A 238-nucleotide genomic window follows, 5' to 3' on the forward strand; every position below is an offset into this window, starting at 1 on the left:
TCGGCCATATCCAACACGTTATTGTTGAACATGCGTAAGCAGCCATGGCTGGTACGCGTTCCGATGCCGAACTTCATTTTGGAACAGTGGTTAAGGTACCCCGGCGTTCCCAGCGTGAACTTTAACGGCCCCAAGGGGTTGTTCGGCCCAGCCGGCACCACGGTGGGCAGCGGGTCGCCATTGGCGGCGTGCTCGGCCTTGATAGAGGCCGGCGGTGTACAGGTAGGGTTGGGCGTCT

At 60.1% G+C, this 238-nt stretch carries 1 pseudogene; it reads right to left on the reverse strand.

The window, feature by feature from the left end:
* Positions 1 to 238: pseudogene (locus ACFZPT_RS26985) on the reverse strand (hypothetical protein); the annotation flags it as partial.

It is taken from the genome of Pseudomonas sp. MD330_10, from assembly GCF_042610415.1.
Lineage (GTDB): Bacteria > Pseudomonadota > Gammaproteobacteria > Pseudomonadales > Pseudomonadaceae > Aquipseudomonas > Aquipseudomonas rhodesiae.